Source organism: Peptoniphilus indolicus ATCC 29427 (assembly GCF_000227315.1).
Taxonomy (GTDB): domain Bacteria; phylum Bacillota; class Clostridia; order Tissierellales; family Peptoniphilaceae; genus Peptoniphilus; species Peptoniphilus indolicus.
In genome coordinates, this window is record NZ_JH165137.1 from 1 (window position 1) to 865 (window position 865).

The following is an 865-nucleotide window of genomic DNA, read 5'->3' on the forward strand; positions in this document are numbered from 1 at the left end:
GATATAGAATTAAATAAAATATTTTATGAAGATTATGGATACTATGCCCCTATAGGAGACTTTAGAGATTTATTAAAAGGAATAGAGGTTAAGATAGAAAGATTTGAGCCTCTTAAATATTATACACCAAGAGAATATAGTTTTAATGAATATTGTGAATATGTTGAAAGAAGATTCCATTATAATAAAAAAACAAAGATGAGAGATTTTTCTGTTAGATCGGCTAAAGAATGTTTTGAGAAATATCAAAGATTTATAGAGGGGACACCAGCGGACTCTATGGATGAACATGCAGAATTGCATAGAATGCAAGAAAAATCTACTAAAGAGGAGTTTTATAATAAATAGTTTGATGTGTAGATATTAATAGATAGTTAAGAGGCTAACGGTATTGCAATAAAAAATGAAAATGGTATAATGTAAGTACCGAAAGCCTTATTAGTTAAGGATAAGGAACTCTTAAGAGGAAAAAGCCTTATTAGTTAAGGATGTTGCAGGCACACCGAAAAGTGTGCCTAATTTTATGGAGAAAATTATGAAGTATGAAATATATGGTGTATATTTAATTGATTTTAAACAGAATTTAGGTGGAGAATTATCAGGTAAACACTATGCCGTAATTGTAGGAGATTTAACCAAACCCGATAATACTATTTTAGTAGCACCTATGACAAGTAAAAAGAGTGGCAAAAAATATAGAAAGGGATTTACTATAAATTGTAAAGATTATCAGTCAAATCCTAGTTATGAAAAAGCATTTGTAAGGGTTAATAAGTTAAGGGAAGTGTCTGTAAATAGGATATATGGAAAGAAAATATATTCTTTATCGCAAGAAGATATATATAAATTGAAAGAGTCAATTAAA

Annotated in this window: 2 protein-coding genes; both read left to right on the forward strand. The window is 28.7% G+C overall.

Annotated features, from left to right (window positions below):
• Positions 1–348 (forward strand): hypothetical protein (locus tag HMPREF9129_RS11830; protein WP_004823569.1); only part of this gene is annotated, 348 nt, incomplete at its 5' end.
• Positions 349–535: 187 nt separating this feature from the next.
• The coding region (locus HMPREF9129_RS10355) for a type II toxin-antitoxin system PemK/MazF family toxin (protein WP_040553328.1) at positions 536–865 on the forward strand (330 nt) is incomplete at its 3' end.